Origin of the sequence: Rhodobacter sp. NTK016B (assembly GCF_017303295.1) — a bacterium.
Classification (GTDB): Bacteria; Pseudomonadota; Alphaproteobacteria; order Rhodobacterales; family Rhodobacteraceae; genus Pararhodobacter.
In genome coordinates this window covers 98,347-119,217 of sequence record NZ_JAFKOK010000013.1, presented here as the reverse complement: position 1 = coordinate 119,217, position 20,871 = coordinate 98,347, and the positions used below count along the sequence as shown (strand labels likewise).

The 20,871-nt window shown below is 64.8% G+C and carries 17 protein-coding genes; 11 read left to right on the top strand and 6 right to left on the bottom strand.

Translation table 11 applies throughout. From position 1 onward, the window contains the following. Window positions 1–30: 30 nt before the first annotated feature. Entirely contained in the window at window positions 31–1,614 is a 1,584-nt protein-coding gene (gene guaA, locus JI664_RS17325) for a glutamine-hydrolyzing GMP synthase (RefSeq protein WP_207015025.1), read from the bottom strand. 203 nt (window positions 1,615–1,817) lie between these two features. Between guaA and JI664_RS17320 the strand changes: the two genes are divergently transcribed. Beyond that, a complete protein-coding gene (locus tag JI664_RS17320; RefSeq protein ID WP_207015024.1) occupies window positions 1,818–2,075 on the top strand; it encodes a hypothetical protein in 258 nt (85 codons plus the stop codon). A gap of 153 nt (window positions 2,076–2,228) precedes the next feature. Beyond that, window positions 2,229–3,773 carry a trimethylamine methyltransferase family protein gene (locus JI664_RS17315; RefSeq protein WP_207015023.1) on the top strand — a complete coding sequence of 515 codons (1,545 nt, stop codon included), beginning with the start codon at window positions 2,229–2,231 and terminating at the stop codon, window positions 3,771–3,773. Between the two features lie 136 nt (window positions 3,774–3,909). On the opposite strand, the gene trpE is transcribed toward JI664_RS17315, so the two are convergent. Together trpE and JI664_RS17305 are read right to left on the bottom strand one after the other, a co-directional pair. Beyond that, window positions 3,910–5,430, bottom strand: coding sequence for an anthranilate synthase component I (gene trpE / locus JI664_RS17310; RefSeq protein WP_349768736.1), 1,521 nt, complete (start codon window positions 5,428–5,430; stop codon window positions 3,910–3,912). 41 nt (window positions 5,431–5,471) lie between these two features. Further along, window positions 5,472–7,331, bottom strand: a complete 1,860-nt coding sequence (locus JI664_RS17305) for a SurA N-terminal domain-containing protein (protein ID WP_207015022.1) — start codon at window positions 7,329–7,331, stop codon at window positions 5,472–5,474. Window positions 7,332–7,495: 164 nt separating this feature from the next. On the opposite strand from JI664_RS17305, the gene xth reads away from it, so the two are divergent. Beyond that, the gene (xth, locus tag JI664_RS17300; RefSeq protein WP_207015021.1) at window positions 7,496–8,272 is read left to right on the top strand and encodes an exodeoxyribonuclease III; all 777 of its coding nucleotides are present in this window, start codon (window positions 7,496–7,498) and stop codon (window positions 8,270–8,272) included. 35 nt (window positions 8,273–8,307) lie between these two features. Here xth and yghU read toward each other — a convergent pair whose 3' ends face one another. Both yghU and JI664_RS17290 read right to left on the bottom strand, forming a co-directional pair. After that, the gene (gene yghU, locus JI664_RS17295) at window positions 8,308–9,141 is read right to left on the bottom strand and encodes a glutathione-dependent disulfide-bond oxidoreductase (protein WP_207015020.1); all 834 of its coding nucleotides are present in this window, start codon (window positions 9,139–9,141) and stop codon (window positions 8,308–8,310) included. Between the two features lie 209 nt (window positions 9,142–9,350). Further along, window positions 9,351–10,388, bottom strand: coding sequence for an extracellular solute-binding protein (locus JI664_RS17290; protein ID WP_207015019.1), 1,038 nt, complete (start codon window positions 10,386–10,388; stop codon window positions 9,351–9,353). Between the two features lie 197 nt (window positions 10,389–10,585). Here JI664_RS17290 and JI664_RS17285 point away from each other — a divergent pair, with 197 nt between their 5' ends. After that, window positions 10,586–12,265, top strand: coding sequence for an ABC transporter permease (locus tag JI664_RS17285; protein ID WP_207015018.1), 1,680 nt, complete (start codon window positions 10,586–10,588; stop codon window positions 12,263–12,265). 202 nt (window positions 12,266–12,467) lie between these two features. Next, window positions 12,468–13,115 (top strand): L,D-transpeptidase, encoded by a 648-nt coding sequence (locus tag JI664_RS17280; protein WP_207015017.1) that lies wholly within the window; start codon window positions 12,468–12,470, stop codon window positions 13,113–13,115. A gap of 77 nt (window positions 13,116–13,192) precedes the next feature. Here the strand turns inward: JI664_RS17280 and JI664_RS17275 are convergent, their stop codons facing one another. Continuing rightward, the gene (locus JI664_RS17275) at window positions 13,193–13,489 is read right to left on the bottom strand and encodes a hypothetical protein (protein WP_207015016.1); all 297 of its coding nucleotides are present in this window, start codon (window positions 13,487–13,489) and stop codon (window positions 13,193–13,195) included. Between the two features lie 290 nt (window positions 13,490–13,779). On the opposite strand from JI664_RS17275, the gene JI664_RS17270 reads away from it, so the two are divergent. The 6 genes from JI664_RS17270 to JI664_RS17245 all read left to right on the top strand — a co-directional run bounded on the left by JI664_RS17270 (window position 13,780) and on the right by JI664_RS17245 (window position 20,828). Beyond that, window positions 13,780–14,946: a nucleotide sugar dehydrogenase gene (locus JI664_RS17270; protein ID WP_207015015.1), complete on the top strand. Its 1,167-nt coding sequence runs from the start codon at window positions 13,780–13,782 to the stop codon at window positions 14,944–14,946. A 784-nt stretch (window positions 14,947–15,730) separates the two neighbouring features. After that, window positions 15,731–16,144: a Rieske (2Fe-2S) protein gene (locus tag JI664_RS17265; protein ID WP_207015014.1), complete on the top strand. Its 414-nt coding sequence runs from the start codon at window positions 15,731–15,733 to the stop codon at window positions 16,142–16,144. Between the two features lie 26 nt (window positions 16,145–16,170). Further along, the gene (locus JI664_RS17260) at window positions 16,171–17,244 is read left to right on the top strand and encodes an amidohydrolase family protein (protein ID WP_207015013.1); all 1,074 of its coding nucleotides are present in this window, start codon (window positions 16,171–16,173) and stop codon (window positions 17,242–17,244) included. Window position 17,245: 1 nt separating this feature from the next. Further along, the gene (locus tag JI664_RS17255; RefSeq protein ID WP_207015012.1) at window positions 17,246–18,352 is read left to right on the top strand and encodes an amidohydrolase family protein; all 1,107 of its coding nucleotides are present in this window, start codon (window positions 17,246–17,248) and stop codon (window positions 18,350–18,352) included. 398 nt (window positions 18,353–18,750) lie between these two features. Then, window positions 18,751–19,785, top strand: a complete 1,035-nt coding sequence (locus JI664_RS17250) for an ABC transporter ATP-binding protein (RefSeq protein WP_286174154.1) — start codon at window positions 18,751–18,753, stop codon at window positions 19,783–19,785. Window positions 19,786–19,847: 62 nt separating this feature from the next. Next, window positions 19,848–20,828, top strand: a complete 981-nt coding sequence (locus tag JI664_RS17245; RefSeq protein ID WP_286174153.1) for an ABC transporter ATP-binding protein — start codon at window positions 19,848–19,850, stop codon at window positions 20,826–20,828. Window positions 20,829–20,871 lie beyond the last annotated feature (43 nt).

Genomic DNA, 20,871 nt, shown 5'->3' with positions numbered 1-20,871 from the left:
TGTTGCCAAAGGGTTAACGGCCCCGTGGTGTCATTCCATCTCGATCGTGCCCGGCGGTTTCGAGGTGATGTCGTAGAACACGCGGTTGATGCCCTGCACCTCGTTGATGATCCGGGTCGAGGTTTCGCCCAGAAAGTCATGCGTGAACGGGTAGTAATCCGCCGTCATCCCGTCGACCGAGGTCACGGCGCGCAGCGCGAGCGCGTAGTCATAGGTCCGGCCGTCGCCCATCACGCCCACGGTGCGCACGGGAAGGATCGCGGCGAAGGCCTGCCAGATCTCATCGTAGAGGCCGTGCTTGCGGATCTGGTCGATATAGATCGCATCGGCCTTGCGCAGGATCTCGAGCTTTTCGCGCGTGATCTCGCCGGGGCAGCGGATCGCCAGACCCGGCCCGGGGAAGGGGTGGCGCCCGATGAAGGACGCGGGCAGGCCCAGCTCGGTGCCCAGCGCGCGGACCTCGTCCTTGAAGAGCTCGCGCAGAGGCTCGACCAGCTTCAGGCCCATCTTTTCGGGCAGGCCGCCGACATTGTGATGCGACTTGATCGTGACCGAGGGGCCGCCTGAAAACGACACCGACTCAATGACATCGGGGTAGAGCGTGCCTTGCGCGAGGAATTCGGCGCCGTCGATCTGATCGGCGTATTTCTGGAACACGTCGATGAACAGCTTGCCGATCGTCTTGCGCTTGACCTCGGGGTCGGTGACGCCTTCGAGCGCGCCGAGGAACAGCTCGCTCTCATCGGCGTGGATCAGGTTCAGGTTGTAGTTCTCGCGGAACATCTGCACGACCTGCTCGGCCTCACCCAGCCGCAGAAGGCCGTGATCGACAAAGACGCAGGTTAGCTGGTCGCCGATGGCCTCGTGCAACAGAATGCCGGTGACCGAGCTGTCGACGCCGCCCGAGAGCGCGCAGATGACTTTCTTGTCGCCCACCTGCTCGCGGATCTTGGCGATCATTTCTTCGCGGTAGGCGCCCATCGTCCAGTCGCCCTTGAAGCCCGCGAGCTTCACGAAATTCTCGTAAAGCGTGGCGCCGTTCGGGGTGTGGTGCACCTCGGGGTGGAATTGCACGGCGTAGAAGCGGCGCTCAAGATCGGCAGTCATGGCAAAGGGCGCGCCGGTGGAGGTGCCGTAGACTTCGAAACCCGGGGCCAGTTTGGCAACGTGGTCGCCGTGGCTCATCCAGACCTGTTCACGCCCCGACGGGTCCATGAACCAGCCGTTGAACAGATCGGTCTTCAGCTCGGTCGGCTTCACCCAGGCGCGGCCGAATTCGGCGGTGTGGCTTTGCCCCGCTTCGATGATCCCGCCCAGATCCTGCGTCATCACCTGCTGACCGTAGCAGATGCCAAGGATCGGCACGCCCAGCGTATAGGCCGATTGCGGCGGACGCGGCGATCCTTCGCGCGTCACGCTGTCCGGGCCGCCCGAAAAGATGATCGCCTTGGGGGCGAAATCTTTCAGGAACGCGTCGGTGACGTTCTGATAGGGGTGGATCTCGCAATAGACGTTCAGCTCGCGCAGGCGACGCGCGATGAGCTGCGTCACCTGAGACCCGAAATCAATGATGAGAAGGCGGTCGTGCCCGCTATGAGAGGTGTGCTCGGTCATGCCGTCGCGTAGCGCGCGTTGGAAAAAATCACAAGAGGGATCGCGCGGGGCGGGCGGTGATCGAGGGCGATTGCGGGCATGGTGGCATCCGCCGCATCGCGGGATTATAAGCGCCCCATCCGGCCCTTCCGACCGCGATCGACCACACCGCAACCCCTGCGCGCCCGACCCATGCCGGTAACGGCCGCGACCCGGAGCCCGACATGAGCGATACCCAACCTTCCTATCCTTCGACCTGGCGCATCGTGCTGGCAGCGATCCTCGATTTCCTGACGATCTTCGCGGTGGGCGGTTACGTGATCGCGCGGCTGACCGGCAATCTGACCGAAACCGGCTTCCAGCTTTCGGGCGCGCCTGCCATCGCGCTTTTCGTGCTGATCGTCGCCTATTTCGTTGTGCTGGGGCGCTATCTGGGCGGGACGCTCTGGCAGCGGATCCTCGGCGCGCGCCGCCCGCGCTGAGATCCGGCAAGGGACAACGGGCAGAGCGCCTGGAAGGGCGCCGATAACGCCCGGATGTCGCCTTTGGTTGCCAAAGGACGCTTCCCGGCCATCCCGGTCCGGTTCAAGGCAATATTGCTCTGCTTCATGACCCTCAACGCGGGAGAATGAGTGATGAGCGAAGTCAGGGCCGAGCGTCGGACACGGGGAGGCGGCGGAGCCGCCCGCCGGGCGGAGCGCACCGCCGTTTCGGTCGAGACGGCCAAGTTCATCCAGCGCAATATCCCGAATTTCGAGATCCTCAACGAGGAAGCGCTCGAGATCATCGAATACAACGCCGAGACCGTGCTTGAAGAGATCGGCGTCAATTTCGTCGAGAACCCCGAGGCGCTGCAGCGCTGGCGCGATGCCGGTGCCGATGTGCAGGGCGAGCGCGTGCGCATCCCCCGCGGTCTGGCCCGCCAGCTTTGCGCGACCGCGCCGTCCGCGTTCACGCAGCACGCCCGCAATCCCGAGCGCAATGTCGAGATCGGTGGCAAGAACCTGGTTCTGGCGCCGGTCTATGGCCCGCCCTTCGTGCGCGACAACGAAGGCGGCCGCCGCTATGCCACGATCGCGGATTTCCGCAACTTCGTGAAGCTCGGCTATATGTCGAAATGGCTGCACCATTCGGGCGGCACGGTTTGCGAACCGACCGATATCGCGGTGAACAAGCGCCATCTCGACATGCTGCTGGCGCATATGACGCTGTCGGACAAACCCTATATGGGCTCGGTCACCGAACCCGTCCGGGCCGAGGATTCGGTCAAGATGTCGAAGATCCTGTTCGGCGACGATTTCGTCGAACAGAACACGGTGATGACCTCGCTCATCAACATCAACTCGCCGCTGACCTTCGATTCGGTGATGATGGGAGCGCTGGAAGTCTACGCCAAGCATAACCAGGCCGCGATCATCTCGCCCTTCATCGTCGGCGGCGCGATGGCGCCGGTGACGGTCGCGGGCACCCTGACGCAGGTGCTGGCCGAGGTGCTGGCGGGCGTGGCCTATAGCCAGCTCATCCGCAAGGGCGCGCCGGTGATCATGGGCGCCTTCGTGACCTCGATCGACATGAACTCGGGCGCGCCGACCTTCGGGACGCCCGAAGCCGCGCATATCACCTATGGCGCGGGGCAGCTGGCCCGGCGTCTGGGGCTGCCCTACCGTTCGGGCGGGTCGTTCTGTGGCTCGAAGCTGCCCGATGCGCAGGCCGCCTACGAGACCGCGAACTCGCTCAACATGGCACTGCTGGCGGGCGTGAACTTCATGCTCCATTCCTGCGGCTGGCTGGAAGGCGGGCTGGTATCGTCTTACGAGAAATTCGTGCTGGATGCCGACCAGCTGGGGACGCTGCACCACCTCGCCAAGGGCATCTACATGGACGATAACGGGCAGGCGATGGACGCTCTGCGCGAAGTGGGGCCGGGCGGTCACTTCCTTGGCTGCCAGCACACGCAGAACAACTTCAAGACGGCGTTCTGGCGCACCGATGTGCTGGATTACAAACCCTACGAGACGTGGGAAGAAGAGGGCGCCCGCGATTCGGCACAGCTGGCCGATGTGCGCGTGAAGAAACTTCTGCGCGATTATCAGGCCCCGGCCATCGATCCGGCCATCGTCGAGGCGCTGCAGGCCTTCGTCGATCAGCGCAAGGCGAGCGAACCCGACGCCTTCGGTTAAGACCGATACGCGACGGTGCGTGCACAGCACGCACCCTACAGCGAGGCCGCGTCTGCAAGGGCGCGGCCTTTTCCATTTCGAAAGTGATGCTCAGCGAAGCGTCTGCGCCTACGCGGACAGGCGGTCGGACCTGCCCTCAGCCGTTTCCGCGCACGAACAGCCCGGCGCCTTCGGCGGCGGCGCGCAGGGCCTTGGCCTTGTTGACCGTTTCCTGCCATTCGGCCTCGGGATCGCTGTCATAGACCACGCCGCCGCCGGACTGGATATACATCACTCCGTCCTTCAGCACGGCGGTGCGCAGCGCGATGCAGAAATCCATCTCGCCATCGGCCGAGAAATAGCCGACCCCGCCGCCATAGACGCCGCGTTTCTCGGGTTCCAGCTCGTCGATGATCTCCATCGCCCGGATCTTCGGCGCGCCCGAGACGGTGCCCGCGGGCAGGCCTGCCAGCAGGGCCGAGAGCGCGTCTTCGTCGTCGCGGATCTCGCCCACCACGTTCGAGACGATATGCATGACGTGGGAATACCGCTCGATGATGAATTTCTCGGTCGGATGCACGCTGCCGATCTTCGAGACACGGCCCACATCGTTGCGGCCCAGATCCAGAAGCATCAGATGCTCGGCCAGTTCCTTCTTGTCGGCCATCAGGTCGGCTTCGAGCGCCTTGTCCGCTTCGGGTGTGGCGCCGCGCGGTCGGGTGCCGGCAATCGGGCGGATCGTCACTTCACGGTCGCGCACCCGCACGAGGATCTCGGGCGAGGCGCCGACGACATGGAAGCCACCGAAGTCGAAATACAGCATGAAGGGCGAGGGGTTCGTGCGGCGCAGCGAACGGTAGAGCGCGAAGGGCGGCAGCGGAAAGTCCTGCGCCCAGCGTTGCGAGGGCACGACCTGAAAGATGTCGCCCGCGCGGATATAGTCCTTGGCCTTGTCGACCGCAGCCTTGTAGCCGTCCTTGGTGAAGTTCGAGCGCGGCTCGCCCACCGTTGCCATGTCCCCCAGCGCGCGGCCACCGCTGACCGCCTCGCGTTCGAGATCGCGCAGCGCGTCCATCACGCGCTCGGCTGCCTGCGCATAAGCGGCGCGCGCGCTCAGGCCCGAGCGGATCCAGGCGGGCGAGACGATCGTCACTTCGCCCTTCACCCCATCCAGAACCGCCACGACCGAGGGCCGCATCAGCACCGCGTCGGGCAGGTCCAGCGGGTCGGGATTGTTCTGGGGCAGATCCTCGACCAGACGGATCATGTCATAGCCGAGATAGCCGAACAGCCCGGCCGACGCGGCGGGCAGATCCTTGGGAAGGGTGATCCGGCTTTCGGCCAGAAGTGCGCGCAGTTCCTGCAGCGGGTGCCCCGGCAGGTCGGTAAAGGCCGCATCGTCGAAGCGCGCCTCGCGGTTCAGGCGGCTCTTGTTGCCCCGGCATTGCCAGATCAGATCGGGCTTGGTGCCAATGATCGAATAGCGCCCGCGCACCTCGCCGCCGGTCACCGATTCCAGCATGAAGCTGTCTTTGCGGTTACCGACGATTTTCAGCATCAGCGAGACCGGCGTGTCCAGATCGGCGGCCAGCCGGGCATAGACGACCTGATTCTCGCCCCGGTCCCAACCGGCTTCGAACTCGGCGAACGAGGGGGTCAGAAGGGCGGAATGGGGCACGGGACGGGGCCTTTCAGTACGGGTAGCGGCCGCGACGGGCGTCAGCGGAAATTGGCATGCACGGCGTTGATCGCGTTCTGGTCGAGCGAGATCCCCGCCTCGGCCTGCAGCGCGCGGGCGAAGTAGGTGTAGACATCCTGCGCCAGCGCCTGACCGATCTGGCCGTCGATGCTTTGCATCAGCTGCGCCGTCTGCGGGTTCTCGGGATCAGCCTCGCCCACCGGACCGGTCAGCGCCAGAAGCGCCTGTCCGTCGCCCACATTCAGGATCGGCGTGCCCGGCTCGGCGGTCATCAGCGATTCCATCATCTCGTCGGGGATCTGGCCGATGCGGTCCAGACGGGTCACGCCCTCGAAGCTTTCGGCGGCGATCTGATGGGCCTCGCCAAAGGCTTCGGTCCCGTTCGCGGCCAGCTCAGCGCTCCAGTCCTGACCCAGCGCCATCAGGGCAGCCTCGACCGCCTGTTCGCGCGCGCCCGCGGCGACTTCGTCGCGGACCTCGTCCAGCGGACGCGGCGCGGGGGGAATGACCGCGTCAAGACGCAGCGCGAAAAGCCCGCCATCCGACAGACCGCCCAGTTCGGGGAAATCGTCGCTGGTCACCGTAGCGGCGGCATCGGCGAATTCGGTATAGGCGGCGACACCTTCGTTCGATTCCGCGCTCCAGCTGATCGTGCCGAGCTGCATCTCGGTCTCGTCCGCCATGTCCTCGAGCGTTGCGCCGCCGGCCAGAAGGTCGTCGAGCGCCTCGCGCCGGTCGGCGATCAGGCGGCGCGCGCCATCAGCGGCCAGCTCGTCGCGCAGTTCGTCGCGCGCTTCCTCGAAGCTGACTTCCTGCGCGTTGAGAATCGCGTTCATGCGAAACAGCGCCGGGCCCAGCGTCGAGGGCAGGGGGCCCACCACCGAACCGGCCTCGTCCAGCGCGAAGACGGTTTCACCCGCCGCGCCGAGCTGCGCTTCGCTCACATCGCCCAGATCGACATCGTCAAGTGTCAGGCCGCGTGCCTCGACCAGCGCATCGAAGCTGGTATCGCCCGCTTCGATCTGCGCCAGCGCCTGTTGCGCCTCGTCTTCGGTGCCGAAGACCAGACGCTCGACCAGACGGCGTTCGGGTTGGACATATTCGTCGATGCGCTGCTCGTAGAGCGTGCGGATCGCGTCATCCGAGACCTCGACATCGTCGCGCACCATTTCCGGCGTGAGCCAGGCATAGGTGATCTCGCGCAACTCGGGCGCGGTGAAGCGCTCGATATTGGCGTCGTAATAGGCCTGCACCGCGTCATCCGACGGGTCTGCCACCGGCTCGGGCAGCATCTCTTCGGTCAGGGTGAAGACATCGAAGCTGTGCGGGGTGGCATAGAACTGCATCAGCGCGGCGCGCAGGTTCTCGGGCGTCTCGATGCCCGCTGCGGTCGCGGTCTGCAGCAGGCTGCGCGCGGTGTCGCGGCGCAGCTCTTCCTCGAATTGCGCGGGCGTCTGGCCGCTGTTTTCCAGCCGGAAGCGATAGGTTTCCCGGTCGAAGCCACCGGTCGGGCCCTGAAACGCGTCGATGCCCACCAGCGCTTCCTGCACCGCCTCATCGCCGACCGAGATGCCGATCCGCTCGGCCTCGTTATCCAGCGCGGCCTGCACGATCAGCTGCGAGCGCACGCTTTCGTCGATGCGCAGCTGTTGCGCGCGCGCCAGCGTGATCGGCTCGCCGGTCTGCTGGCTATAGGCGTTCATTTCCTGCTGCAGGGCGTTGGCATAGGTCTGCGCCGGGATGCTGCGATCGCCGACCTGCCCGATCGAGGTCGCGCGGCTTCCCAGGAAGCTGTCGATCCCGAAGCCCCCCAGACCGGCGATCAGGAGGATCATCAGGATCCACATAACGATATTCTGCGCGCTCGATTTCTTGGCCATCGAATGGGCTCCGATTGTCAATGCTGGCTGTTGTGTATTGGCTCAGGCGGCGCGGGGCAAGCCGGTTGCGGAACGCGCGGGTTTGCAATCGCCACGGCGCGCTCTGGCGGTTGCCGTCAACCCGCCGCGATGCCATTCTGGCGCCCCGCGCAGCAGGAGACCGCATGAAACTCGCCACCTTCAATATCAATGGCGTCAAGGCCCGCGCTGAAGTGCTCGGCCGCTGGCTCGACACCGCTGCGCCCGACGTGGCCGTGCTGCAAGAGATCAAGTCCGTGGACGAGGCCTTTCCCCGCGCGCTGATCGAAGATCGCGGCTATCATCTGGAAACGCATGGCCAGAAGGGCTTCAACGGCGTGGCGATCCTGTCGAAATTGCCGCTGAACGATGTCACGCGCGGGCTGCCGGGCGACGACAGCGACGAACAGGCCCGCTATATCGAGGCCGATATCGGCGACACGGGCCTGCGCGTTTGCGGGCTCTACCTGCCCAATGGCAACCCGGCGCCGGGGCCGAAATACGACTACAAACTGGCGTGGATGGAGCGTTTGCAGACCCGCGCGGCGGAATTGCTGGCGCGCGAAATCCCGGTGGCCTTCGCGGGTGACTATAACGTGATCCCCCAGCCCGAGGACGCCGCACGGCCCGAGGTCTGGGGCGACGACGCCCTGTTCCTGCCGCAAAGCCGCGCCGCGTTCCGGCGGCTCGAAGCAATGGGGCTCTACGATGCGCTGCGCCTGCGTCACCCCGAGCCGGGGCTCTATTCGTTCTGGGATTATCAGGCCGGGGCGCGTCAGAAGAATAATGGCATCCGTATCGACCATTGGCTCCTGTCGCCCAAGGCCGCCGACTGGCTCACCGATTGCTGGATCGAAACCGCGCCACGCGACTGGGAGAAGCCGTCGGATCACACCCCGGTCTGGGTGGATCTCGCGGCCTGAGGAAAAGGGCGGCCACCAGGGCCGCCCTTCTGTGTTCAGTCCAGATCCGCCGCGCTGTGGCGCTCGCGGATGCCGTCGTCGGGGCTGGGCTTGTTGACACGCTTGCCGCGCTCGACACCCGGACGCGCCGCCATGTCGGCGGCCCAGCGGACGACGTTCTTGTATTCGTGCACCGAGAGGAACTCGGCGGAATCGTAGGCGCCGCCTTCGACCAGCCGCCCGTACCACGGATAGATCGCCATATCAGCGATGGTGTAGTCGTCGCCCGCGATCCATTTGCGATCGGCAAGGTTGCGGTCCAGCACGTCAAGCTGGCGCTTCACCTCCATCGCGAAACGGTTGATGGGGTATTCGAACTTCTCGGGGGCATAGGCATAGAAATGGCCAAACCCGCCGCCCAGATAGGGCGCCGCCCCCATCTGCCAGAAGACCCAGTTCATCACCTCGGTCCGTGCGGGCCCCGAGGCGGGCAGGAACGCGCCGAATTTCTCGGCCAGATGGAACAGGATCGAGGCCGATTCGAACACCCGCACCGGCTCGGGGCCTGAGCGGTCCATCAGCGCCGGGATCTTCGAATTCGGGTTGATATCCACGAAGTCCGAGCCGAACTGATCGCCCTCGCCGATATTGATCAGCCACGCATCGTATTCCGCGCCTGCATGGCCCGCAGCCAGCAATTCCTCCAACATGATGGTGACCTTCACGCCATTGGGCGTGCCCAGCGAATACAGCTGGAACGGATGCTCGCCGACCGGCAGCTCCTTGTCATGCGTGGGCCCGGCGATCGGGCGGTTGATCGAGGCAAACCGCCCGCCGCTCTCTTGCTCCCAGGTCCAGACCTTGGGCGGGGTGTAGCTGTCACTCGGCATCGGATGTCCTTGGCTAAATGAAATCGTCTTTGTGAACATGCGAACGGATCGCCCGAGGTCAAGGGCGCCCCGCCTCGGGGCATGACAAAAGGGGCCCCGCAGGCGAGGCCCCTTCATCTTTGATCCCTAAATATCCTCGGGGGGTGAGCGCGTAGCGCGAGGGGGGCAGACAGCCCCCTGACGACCCGGTTTGCCCGGGGCGCGGCGGCTTACGGGAAGCCCACGCGGTCGAAGATATCCGTCGCCTCACCCGCATTCAGCCCGTAGACCGAAACGTTGACGCCCGAATTGCGGAAGTCGGTGAAGGGGGCGACGGGCCCGTGGATTTCGACGCCCGGCACGATCGGGAATTCGTTGTTGGAATCCGCGAAGATCGCCTGCGCTTCATCTGAGACGAGGTATTCCAGAAAGCGGATCGCGTTGTCGCGGTTGGGGGCGTTCACGGTGACGCCCGCGCCCGAGATGTTCACATGCGCGCCGCGCCCCGGTTCGTCCTCGGTGCCCTGATTGGGATAGAAGAACTCGACCGCCTCGGCGACGGCGACGTCATCGGGGTTGTCCGACGCGGCCAGCGCGCCCCAGTAATAGGTGTTCGACACCGCGACCGAGCATTCGTCGGCCGCCAGCGCGCGCAGCTGATCGCGGTCGCCGCCCTGCGGCTGGCGGGCGAGGTTGTTGTTCACGCCCTCGGCCCAGTCCTGCGCGCCCTCGGCGCCCATCACCTCGATCATCTCGGCCATCAACGAGATATTGTAGATATTCGACGACGAGCGGATGCAGATCTCGCCCTCAAGCCGGGGATCGGCGAGGTCTTCGTAATCGTTCAGCCAGTCCGGACGCTCGCCCACGCGGGTAAAGATGACCCGGGCGCGCGACGACAGCCCGAACCACAGATTGTCGGGATGGCGGAAATTCGACGGCACGCGCTCTTCAAGCACCGCGCTTTCGATGGGCTGGAACACACCGGCTTCGACCGCACGGTGCAGGCGCCCGCCATCGACGGTGATGTACAGATCGGCCGGCGACGCCTCGCCTTCGGTCTGGATGCGCTCGAGCAGCTGCTCGCCGGTGCCTTCGATCAGGTTCACGCGAATGCCGGTGGCCGCGGTGAAGTTCTCGTAAAGGCGCAGATCCGTATCGTAGTGGCGCGAGGAATACAGGTTGACTTCCTGTGCCAGCGCGGCCGGCGCAGCGGCGGTCAGCACGGCGGCGAAAGCGGTGCCAAGGGCCGTCAGATTGCGAAACATGGGGTCCTCCGGACGTAGATGTGTCGCGCCGATTGGCGCGCGGGGTCAGGGCCGCTTGCGACCCGTCGGCACGAGCCTTAGCGGCTCGCGACATTCCTGACAATATCAATCGGATTATTTCCCGACAATAAGAATCGGAAAACTGGACAGCCCGGCATGCATCCGCTAGGGGAGGAGCCGAATGTGCAGGATGCCGCATGGCCACGACCGATGACACCTTTTCTCCGCGAGCGCGCCCACGGCGCCTGAGGCTGAGCGGCTGGAGCCTTGGTGCGCTCGTCATCGCGGCATTCATCGCGCTGCCGATTCTGGCGGTGGTGGCGCAGGTCTTTCTGCCCTCGGGCGGGGCCTGGGCGCATCTGGTCTCGACCGTGCTGCCGCTTTACCTGCGAAATTCGCTGTTTCTGGTGATGCTGACCATCGCGCTGGCGGCGGCGATGGGGGTGGGCGCGGGCTGGCTGATCGCGGGGTTCGAGTTCCGCGGGCGCGGCGTTCTGCAATGGGCGCTGATGCTGCCCATGACGATGCCGGGATATGTCATCGCCTATGTCTATTACGAAACGCTCACCTTTGCCGGGCCGGTGCAGTCGGGTCTGCGTTCGCTGTTCGGCTGGGGGCGGCGCGACTATTGGTTCCCCGATATCGCCAGCCTGCCGGGCGCCGCGATCATGCTGGCGCTGGTGCTGTATCCCTACGTCTACCTGCTGGCCCGCGCGGCCTTCGCCACGCAGTCGCTGCACCTGATCGAAGCGGCCCGTGCGCTGGGACAATCCGCGCGCGGCGCGTTTTTCCGCGTGGCCTTGCCGATGGCGCGTCCGGCCATCGTCGCGGGCTGCGCCTTCGTGGGGATGGAGACGCTGGCCGATTTCGGCACCGTGCAGCATCTGGGCGTTCAGACCCTGACATCGGGCATTTTCCGCACATGGTTCGCGCGGGGCGAGCCGGTGGCGGCGGCGCAGATCGCGGCGCTTCTGATCGGTCTGGTCGGCGTGGCGCTGGTGCTTGAGCGGCTCTTGCGCGGCTCGCGCCGTTATGTCGGCGATCCCGGCGGGCAATCGGCAAGCGCGGCGGCGCGGCGTCCGCTGACGGGCTGGCGCGCGGTCATCGTGATGGGGCTCTGCGCCTTTCCGATCATCGCGGGCTTTGCCTTTCCTTTCGGCGATCTGGCGCGGCGGGCGATCCTTGTGGGCGACCCGATGTGGGGCGCGCGCTTCTATGCCTTTGCCGGCAATTCGCTGATGCTGGCCGCGCTGGCGGCGCTTGTCCTGCTGACGCTGGGGGTGTTTCTGGCCTATGCGCGCAGGCTCGATGGCGGGCTTGCGGTGCGCGGCGCGCTGGGGGTGGCGGGGATCGGTTACGCGATGCCGGGCGCGGTGATCGCCGTGGGGATCCTGCTGCCGCTGAGCTGGGTCGACCGCAGCCTCGATGCGTGGATGCGCGAGACCTTCGACATCTCGACGGGGCTGCTGCTGACCGGCTCTTACTTCGGCCTGATCTTCGCCTATGCGGTGCGGTTCCTCGCCATTTCGCTCAACACGATCGAGGCGTCTTTGCAGCGCATCCCGCCCTCGCTGGACGAGGCCGCGCGCGGCCTTGGCTCGGGGCCCGCGCGGACGCTGGCGACGGTGCATTTCCCGCTTCTGCGCGGGGGGCTTCTGTCGGCGGCGATCTTCATTTTCGCCGATGTCCTCAAAGAGCTGCCCGCGACGCTGATCGTGCGGCCCTTCAACCTCGATACGCTGGCGATTCGAACCTATCGGCTGGCCTCGGACGGGCGTCTGGACGAGGCCTCGACCTCGGCCATGCTGATCGTTGCCATCGGGATCATTCCGGTGATCCTGCTCAGCCGGGCGATGGACAACCCCTCGGCGCATTAGGGGCGGCGGTTTTTTGCGGGCGGGGAGGCCGTTTTCCGGCCCAACCGGCGGCAAAGCATTCCGGGTTACGCATCTGTGAGCATGATTTTGCCCCACAAAGCCCTCGGCGGGTTTGCCTCACTTGCCCGTTGACGCATATTGCGCTTATGACACCCCATAATCTGCTGGCGCTGCTCGCCCGGTTGACAAGAGGAACAGTTTCGTGACGTCCAGACGCTCTTTCATGACTAAAAGCGCCGCTGCTGCCCTGGCTGCGCCCTTTGTCGCTGGCCCGCGCCAGCTCTTCGCCCAGACCGCTCAGGAAAACCAGTGGGACAGCTGGGACGCTCAGGTCACGCCCGCAGGCTACGATCCGTCCTTTTCGAACCCGTGGGATCTGCATCCGCGCTTCCTTCCCCGCCGGGTCGAGGCCAATGACGGGCTGCGCGCGGGCGATATCCATGTCGACGCGGTGGCGCGGTATCTCTACCACATTCAGGGCGACGGCACGGCGATGCGCTACGGCGTGGCGATCGGTCAGGACGACCTGTACGAGCCGGGCACCTTCCGCATCGGCCGCAAGGCGCGTTGGCCCTCCTGGACGCCGACGGCCAACATGATCCGCCGCAACCCGGAATACGAGGAATTCGCCGGTGGCATGCCGGGCGGTCCGAACAACCCGCTGGGCGCGCGCGCGCTGTATCTCTATGTCGGCAGCCGCGACACCTATCTGCGTATCCACGGCACGCCGCAGCCGTGGTCGATCGGCTCACGCGCCAGCTCGGGCTGCGTGCGTATGGTGATGCCGCATATCATCGCCCTTTACGATCAGGTCGAGGTGGGCGCGACCGCGCATCTTTACGCGGCCTGATCGCTTCTGGCCCGCTGACCATGAAAAAGGGCGCCGCGATTGCGGCGCCCTTTTTCATTCGGGTCTGGCCCTTACCGTTACGCCGGGGCGGCGCCGGAACTGGTGCAGATCATCCGCCCGTCGCGGGTGCGCAGCGGCACGAAGGTCGTTTCGACCACGTTGGTGTGACGATACCAGTAGCAGCCATCCGACGGCATGATGCGCACGGCGGTCAGGTCCTGATTGGGGCCCACCACGTTCATGATGCCTTCGGGCAGTTCCGGCAGGAACTGGGATTCGTTGGTCGGATCCGGCGCGGTGGTGCTGACGCAACCGGCAAGAGCGATGGAAAGCACAAGCAGCGAACACGCTGAAAGACTGCGATGAAAAGTCATGAAACCCCCGGTTCCGAAAAGGCAAGCTGGGACTAAGGTTACGCAAGTCCCGGTCGGGTCAAGGATTACACCGTTCTTTCAGGGTGGAAAATACTCTCCGGATCGCCGCGCGCAGGGGATGCCGATCTGCAACAGCCGGGCAGGGGACGGGCGCGCCCGGTCCCGTGGCCGCGGGGCACTTTCGCCTTTCCCTGCCTTGCGCAACCGATACTATGCCGCCGTGTTTCCACGCGCGGGCCCTGTGGGTCCGGTCGCGGGCGCAACAGTGCAGAATGTCAAAGGTCGAGTGAATGAGAATTGCCGTTGTGGGTCTGGGATATGTCGGTCTGGCCAATGCGATCATGCTGGCGCAGAACCATGATGTGCGGGCGCTCGACATTTCGGCCGAGCGCGTGGCACTGGTCAATGCGCGCCGCTCTCCGATCCGCGACGAGGCCTGCAGCACCTATCTGGAAAGCCATGCGCTCAGCCTGACCGCGACGACCGACCCGGCCGAGGCACTGGGCGGGGCCGAGATCGTATTCATCGCAACACCCACCAATTTCGACGACGACACCAAGGTCTTCGACACGTCGAGCGTCGAAGCGGTGATTGCGCTCTGCCGTCAGCACGCGCCCGAGGCGCAGATCGTCATCAAGTCGACCGTGCCGGTAGGCTTTACAGAAGAGGCGCGGCGCGAGAGCGGCTATGCGCAGATCCTGTTCTCGCCCGAATTCCTGCGCGAAGGGCAGGCGCTGCACGACACGCTGCATCCGACGCGGATCGTCGTCGGCGGCACGGACGCGCGCGCGCACAAGGTGGCCGATCTGCTGAAAGAGGGCGCGGTCGAACCCGATTGCCCCGTCCTGTTCACCGGCTCGACCGAGGCCGAGGCGATCAAACTCTTCGCCAATACCTATCTCGCGCTGCGGGTGGCCTATTTCAATGAACTTGACAGCTACGCGATGTCACGGGGCCTCGATACGCGCCAGATCATCGACGGCGTCGGTCTCGATCCGCGGATCGGCAACCACTACAACAACCCGTCCTTTGGCTATGGCGGCTATTGCCTGCCCAAGGATACCAAGCAGTTGCTGGCCAACTACCATAACGTGCCGCAGAACCTGATCGCGGCGGTGGTCGATGCCAACCGCACGCGCAAGGAATTCGTGGCCGATCAGGTGGCCGCGCGCAATCCCAAGACGGTGGGTATCTACCGGCTGGTGATGAAGAACGGCAGCGACAATTTCCGCGAAAGCTCGGTCCTGTCGATCATGTCGCGCCTGCGTGCGCGCGGGATCGAGATCATCGTCTATGAGCCCGCACTGGCGGAAAGCGAATTCGCCGGTGCGCGGGTGATCGAGGATTTCGCGGCTTTCAGTGACGAGGCCGATGTGATCATCGCCAACCGCCGCACGCCCGATCTGAAGGGGCTGGGCGACAAGGTGTTCAGCCGCGATCTGTTCGGCGTGGACTGACAGTCTTTCGTCCTGCCACCCGCGCTTCCGGTACCGCGCCGCGCCTTGGCGCGCGCGGTATCCCGTGTGCCTCGCTTGGTCCTGGCCGGCTGTGACGTCATTTTAGCCAAATGCCCAAACCGCGCGCTGCCGAGCCTGCGGCGGGCGTCTTGCTGCCGATCTTCTGCCGCACGATTGCGTTAAGGGCTACACCAAGCTCCGATAGTTGTGTATACAAGTAGAGAGTCGGCTCGCCATGCCGGCTCGAGGGAGGAGATATGGCGATCAGACCGGAAGTGCGTTTCGCACGGACATGTCGAACTGCGTATGCAGCAAGCCGGGACAACACAGGCTTGCGTTTGCAGGCCTATGCCGGAATGCCCGGTTTTTCTTTCAGGACAGAGCTAATGTCACGGTCCCATGCCCAAAATGGGCATGGTGCGTGGTGTTCGGGCCCGGCTATTCAAGGCCGCTTCAGCAATAGGCTTGCGGGATTTGGGCAGTGTTCGGAAAGGGGGCGTTCCGAAGCCTCGCATCCTGCAGGCCTCTCCGAGGTGTATACAAAACGTACGATGCGCCGTGCCGAGCGCCTTGCGTCGGGCAGGGGGCAGGCCGCGTTTGGGCGCAACGATATGTGCGGCATCCGCAGCACGCCCGCGCATTTTTGCGAGCATCCGGTTGATATTGCAACTCGAAATCCGGTCGCGGATCGCCGCGCGGCCCTGCCGGATGCTCCTCTCGTTCTTCGCCGGGTGCTGCGACCTTCGCATTCCCCGATGATCGCTGACCAATTGAGGACCCGAGTATGCCCGATTACGTCGTCTGCAAGCTGACCGACATTCCCGCCGGTGAGTCACGCAGATTCACCGCCGGAAAACGCGATATCGCCATCTTCAACGTGCAGGGCAATCTGCACGCCATCGCGGATCGCTGCCCGCATGAGGGCGCGAGCCTGTGCAAGGGCGTGATCACGTCGCTGGTCTCGGGCGATGAGCCGGGCGAGTACCGGCTGGAGCGCCGGGGCGAGATGGTGCGCTGCCCGTGGCACGGCTGGGAATTCGATATCCTGACCGGCAAGTCCTATTGCGACCCCGCGCGCATGAAAGTGCGCAGCTATGACGTCAAGATCGCCCCCGGCGAGACCTTGGCCGAGGGACCGTTCCAGATCGAAATCTACGACGTATCGGTCAAAGACGATTACGTCATCGTGACGCTCTGAGCGGCCACACAACAGGAGATGCAAGAATGAGCGACACTCTCGACAGGCCCCGCGCGGTCACGACGGCAGGCGCCATCGACACCGATGTCCATCCGCCGCTGCCGCGTCAGGCCGATCTGCTGCCCTATGTCGACGATTACTGGCGTGAGACGTTTCAGTCGCGCGACGTCGATATTCTGGAGCTCATGAGCTTCCCCGAGCGCACCAAACCCTATCGCCGCCCCGACTGGGTGGGCGAGGGCGATGCGCTTGCGGCGATGCAGAAGAACCTGCTCGACCCGCTGGAACTGGGGCATGCGATCCTCAATGTCGTTTCCGGCGCGCATGCGTTGTTCGACCCGTATCTCGCGCAGGCGGTGTGCCGGGCCACGAATGACTGGCTGGCCGAGAAATGGCTGTCGCGCGATGATCGTCTGCGCGCGTCGATGATCGTGCCGTTCTCGAATGTCGCGGGGGCGGTGGCCGAGATCGAGCGTCTCGCCGCCGACAAGCGCTTCGTGCAGATCCTGACGCTGGCGGCGGGCGAGTTGCCGCTGGGCCGTCAGGTCTATTGGCCGATCTTCGAGGCCGCCGAAAAGCACGGCCTGCCGATCGGCATCCATGCGGGCAGCATGCTGCGCCACGCGCCCAGCCATAGCGGCTATCATTCCTTCCTGATCGAGGATCACATCGCGATGACGCATGGCTTTGCCACGCAGATCGCCAGCATGATCTCGGAAGGGGTGTTCGCCAAGTATCCCGCGCTGAAGGTCGTGGCCATCGAATCCGGCGTGTCCTGGGTTCCGCCGCTGATGTGGCGGATGTCGAAGGACTGGCGCGGCACGCGGGTCGAGGTGCCTTGGGTCAAGGACAGCCCGGCGGCGCTGATCCGCAAGCATGTGCGCCTGACCTCGCAGCCGTTCGACGCGCCCGAGGATCCGGCCGAGGTCGAAAAGATGTTGTCGCACCTGTTGTCCGACGACATGCTGCTGTTCTCCAGCGACTATCCCCACTGGCATTATGAGGGGCTCGACGTGCTGCCGCATGGCGTGCCCGAGGAGATGCTGCAAAAGGCCATGCGCGCCAATGCGCTGGCCACCTATCCCCGTCTTGGAGGCTGATATGGAAGCGACCGAACTCGACCGCGAAAAGACCGCCCCGAAACGTCTGGGCGTCGTCGATTGCGATATCCACCCCTCGTTCGAAAGCCCTCAGGAACTGGGCACCTATCTGCCGCAGCGCTGGCGCGAGCATATCCGCGACTATGCGCTGCGCACGCCCAACCCTTTCCTTGGGGCGATGACCTATCCGCGCATGACGCCCGGCAACGGGATGCGCCGCGACAGCTGGCCGCCCAGTGGCAAGCCGCCGGCCTCGGACCTGCCGTTCCTGCGCGAACAGCTTCTCGATCAGTGCAATATCGACCATGGCGTCCTGCAGCCGCTGGCAGCGGGGGCGGTGACCAACAATCAGGACCTCGGCGCCGCGTTATGCGTGGGCATCAACGACTGGCAGATCGACAAGTTCGCCGGGCCCGAGCCGCGTCTGCGCGCGTCGATCTGTGTGGCGCAGGAAGACGCGAACGAGGCCGTAGCCGAGATCGACCGCCGCGCGCATGACCGCCGTTTCGTGCAGATCTCGATCCCGCCGCGCACGATCGAGCCGATCGGTCGCCGCCGCTACTGGCCGATCTTCGAGGCCGCCGAGCATTACGGCCTGCCCATCGGCCTGCATACCGGCGCGTTCGGGCATCGTGCGAACACGCCGTCGGGCTGGTCGTCCTTCTATCTGGAAGAGCATTACGCCGCTTCGAACAGCCTGCAGACGATCATCGTCTCGCTCATCATGGAGGGCGTGTTCGAGCGTTTCCCGAAGCTGAAGATCGTCGTGGTCGAAGGCGGGTTCTCGTGGGTGCCGTCGCTTGCGTGGCGCATGGACCGGGAATGGAAGCGAATGGGCTCGGAAGTGCCGCAGGTCAAGCGCAAGCCGAGCGAATACCTGCGCGATCATTTCTGGTTCACCACGCAGCCGATCGAAGAGCCCGAGGAAAACCGCCATATCGACGATATTGTCCGCTGGATCGGTGCCGACCGGCTGATGTTCTCGACCGATTATCCTCATTGGGATTTCGACGATCCGCGCTTTGCCTTCCGCTCGCCGCTGGACCCCGCCGACCGGGCGAAGATCTTCCGCGAGAACGCGATGAACCTGTTCCGGCTGGATCAGTGATTGCTGGCGCCGGGGCGACCCGGCGTCGACGCAATGTATACACTTTGCTCAGGGCATGGCTTTGGAAACGTATCGGGTCCGGTGCTTGAAACCGCTTTTTTGGCCCCGGCGCAGCCGTCGCGGCGATCCTGATGTTTCCCGCGTCGTGCCTTAATTATTTGCTTAGGCGAGGATTTTTTCTCGTCCGGAGTGTTTGCGCATGTCTTGTCGGGCTTTGGGGAGCGCGCCGGAAAATATCTATGTGAAAGATGCAAATTGCATGTTGCTTGTTAAACTGCCCTGTGTTTGCATACAAATAGGAGAGGCAGCTCCAGCGTCGATACCGGGCTTTCAACCAGCCCGCGCTTCGGCGTCCGCGAGTTGGAAGAGCAGGCTCAGGTCTGCACGGGAGGAAATGCATGTCCGCCACTGAGGCGATGCCGGCTCGCGCCGAGGCGCCCGCCGATCAGGCCGCGCTGCTCAGCGTCGAGGATCTGAAGCTTGATTTGCGCGATGAGCAGGGCTGGGTGCGCGTGCTCGATGGCGTGTCCTTCGACATCAAGCCGCGCGAGACGCTGGGCGTCGTCGGCGAAAGCGGTTGCGGCAAGTCGATGACCGCGCTGTCGGTGATGCAGCTGCAATCGCCCCGCTATTCGCGGCTGGACGGCCGGATCAATTTTCAGGGGCGCGATCTGCTGAAGCTGTCGCGTCGGCAGATGAGCCGGATCCGGGGCCGCAATATCTCGATGATCTTTCAGGAGCCGATGAGCGCGCTGGACCCGGTCTTTACCGTCGGCGCGCAGATCCGCGAGACGGTGCAATGCCATTTCGACGTATCAAAACGCGAAGCCGATGAGCGCGCGATCGAGGCGCTCGACAGTGTCGGCATTGCTGCGCCGCGCGAAATTGCCAAGCTCTATCCGATGAGCCTGTCGGGCGGGATGCGCCAGCGGGTGATGATCGCCATGGCGCTGGTCTGCGAGCCCGATCTGCTGATCGCCGACGAACCGACCACCGCGCTCGACGTGACGATCCAGTCGCAGATCATGGATCTGCTGCTGAACCTGTCGCAAAAGCGCGGCACGGCGATCATGTTCATCACTCACAACCTCGCGCTGGTGTCGCAGAATTGCGACCGGATGATCACCATGTATGGCGGCCAGATCATCGAGGGCGGGCCGGTCGACGACGTGTTGTCGAAGCCCTTGCATCCTTACACGAAGGGGCTCGTGCATTCGGTCCCCGATGCGGGCCGCGAGCGGGGCACGCTCAACGCCATTCCGGGCCGCGTGCCGTCCTTGCGTGCGATGCCGCCAGGTTGCCGGTTCGAGCCCCGCTGCCCCCATGCGACCACGATTTGCGCGCGCGAAGTGGGGATCGAGGACATCGGCAACCGGCAGATCCGCTGCCATCGCTGGCAGGACCTGACATCCATAACCGGGGGGGCTCAATAATGTCGTCGCGACAGACGGAAAGCTCTGCTTCAACCGGTGTTCCGGCAGTCAGCGTTCAGGACATGACCGTGTCGTTCGGGCGTAGCCGCACGCTGGTGCGGGCGGTGGACGGTGTGTCCTTCACGGTCGCACCGGGCGAGATCTTCGGCATCATCGGCGAATCCGGGTCGGGCAAATCGACGCTCGGGCGCGCGGCGGTGGGGATGGTCACGCCCTCGGGCGGGGAGGTGCGCCATGGCGCGGTCGATCCGTTCGCGCTGAGCCGTCAACAGCTCAACGCGCACCGGCGCAAGTACCAGATCATCGCGCAAGACCCCAACGCGGCCTTCAACCCGCGCATGACGATCCTCGAAAGCGTGATGGAGCCGATGTATATCGCCGGTATGGGCAACCGGGCCGAGCGGCGCGAGCGTGCGCTGGCGATGCTCGATACCGTCGCGCTGTCGCCGGAAATGAGCGCACGCTATCCGCACGATCTGTCGGGCGGCCAGAAGCAGCGCGCGAATATCGCCCGGGCGCTGGTGCTCGACCCCGAAGTGCTGGTCTGCGACGAGGTGGTCGCGGCGCTCGACGTGTCGATTCAGGCCGACATGCTGAACCTGTTCTGGCGGCTCAAGCGCGACTTCAACCTGACCTATCTGTTCATCAGCCACGATCTGAACGTGGTCAGCCATATCTCGGACCGCGTCGCGGTGATGTATTTCGGCAAGATCATGGAAATCGGTCCCGCCGACGAGGTGATGAACCGCCCGCTGCATCCCTATTCCGAGGCCCTGCGCTCGGCTGAGCCCGAGATCGCCGCCTATCAGGCGCGCGCGCGCGAGCGGATCATCCTGCAAGGCGAGATCCCCAGCGCGCTCAACCCGCCCTCGGGCTGCCGGTTTCATACCCGCTGCCCGCGCGCGGTCGAGATGTGCGCAAGCAACGAACCCGAGCAGCGCGAACTGGCCCCCGGTCGCTTCGTCGCCTGCCATTTCGCCGAAGAGATGCTGGCACGCTTCGCGCCCGAAGGAGGCGGGCAGAAGCACGAAAGTGTCGGCTGATACGAAGACGTCGCGGCAACGCGTGCCGCAAACAGGGAGAGAG

Bases quoted from the DNA above. Each gene is read 5' to 3' on its own strand.
- guaA (WP_207015025.1), bottom strand. From the start codon at position 1,614: ATGACCGAGCACACCTCTCATAGCGGGCACGACCGCCTTCTCATCATT.
- JI664_RS17320 (WP_207015024.1), top strand. From the start codon at position 1,818: ATGAGCGATACCCAACCTTCCTATCCTTCGACCTGGCGCATCGTGCTG.
- JI664_RS17315 (WP_207015023.1), top strand. From the start codon at position 2,229: ATGAGCGAAGTCAGGGCCGAGCGTCGGACACGGGGAGGCGGCGGAGCC.
- JI664_RS17305 (WP_207015022.1), bottom strand. From the start codon at position 7,331: ATGGCCAAGAAATCGAGCGCGCAGAATATCGTTATGTGGATCCTGATG.
- xth (WP_207015021.1), top strand. From the start codon at position 7,496: ATGAAACTCGCCACCTTCAATATCAATGGCGTCAAGGCCCGCGCTGAA.
- yghU (WP_207015020.1), bottom strand. From the start codon at position 9,141: ATGCCGAGTGACAGCTACACCCCGCCCAAGGTCTGGACCTGGGAGCAA.
- JI664_RS17290 (WP_207015019.1), bottom strand. From the start codon at position 10,388: ATGTTTCGCAATCTGACGGCCCTTGGCACCGCTTTCGCCGCCGTGCTG.
- JI664_RS17285 (WP_207015018.1), top strand. From the start codon at position 10,586: ATGGCCACGACCGATGACACCTTTTCTCCGCGAGCGCGCCCACGGCGC.
- JI664_RS17275 (WP_207015016.1), bottom strand. From the start codon at position 13,489: ATGACTTTTCATCGCAGTCTTTCAGCGTGTTCGCTGCTTGTGCTTTCC.
- JI664_RS17270 (WP_207015015.1), top strand. From the start codon at position 13,780: ATGAGAATTGCCGTTGTGGGTCTGGGATATGTCGGTCTGGCCAATGCG.
- JI664_RS17265 (WP_207015014.1), top strand. From the start codon at position 15,731: ATGCCCGATTACGTCGTCTGCAAGCTGACCGACATTCCCGCCGGTGAG.
- JI664_RS17260 (WP_207015013.1), top strand. From the start codon at position 16,171: ATGAGCGACACTCTCGACAGGCCCCGCGCGGTCACGACGGCAGGCGCC.
- JI664_RS17255 (WP_207015012.1), top strand. From the start codon at position 17,246: ATGGAAGCGACCGAACTCGACCGCGAAAAGACCGCCCCGAAACGTCTG.
- JI664_RS17250 (WP_286174154.1), top strand. From the start codon at position 18,751: ATGTCCGCCACTGAGGCGATGCCGGCTCGCGCCGAGGCGCCCGCCGAT.
- JI664_RS17245 (WP_286174153.1), top strand. From the start codon at position 19,848: ATGACCGTGTCGTTCGGGCGTAGCCGCACGCTGGTGCGGGCGGTGGAC.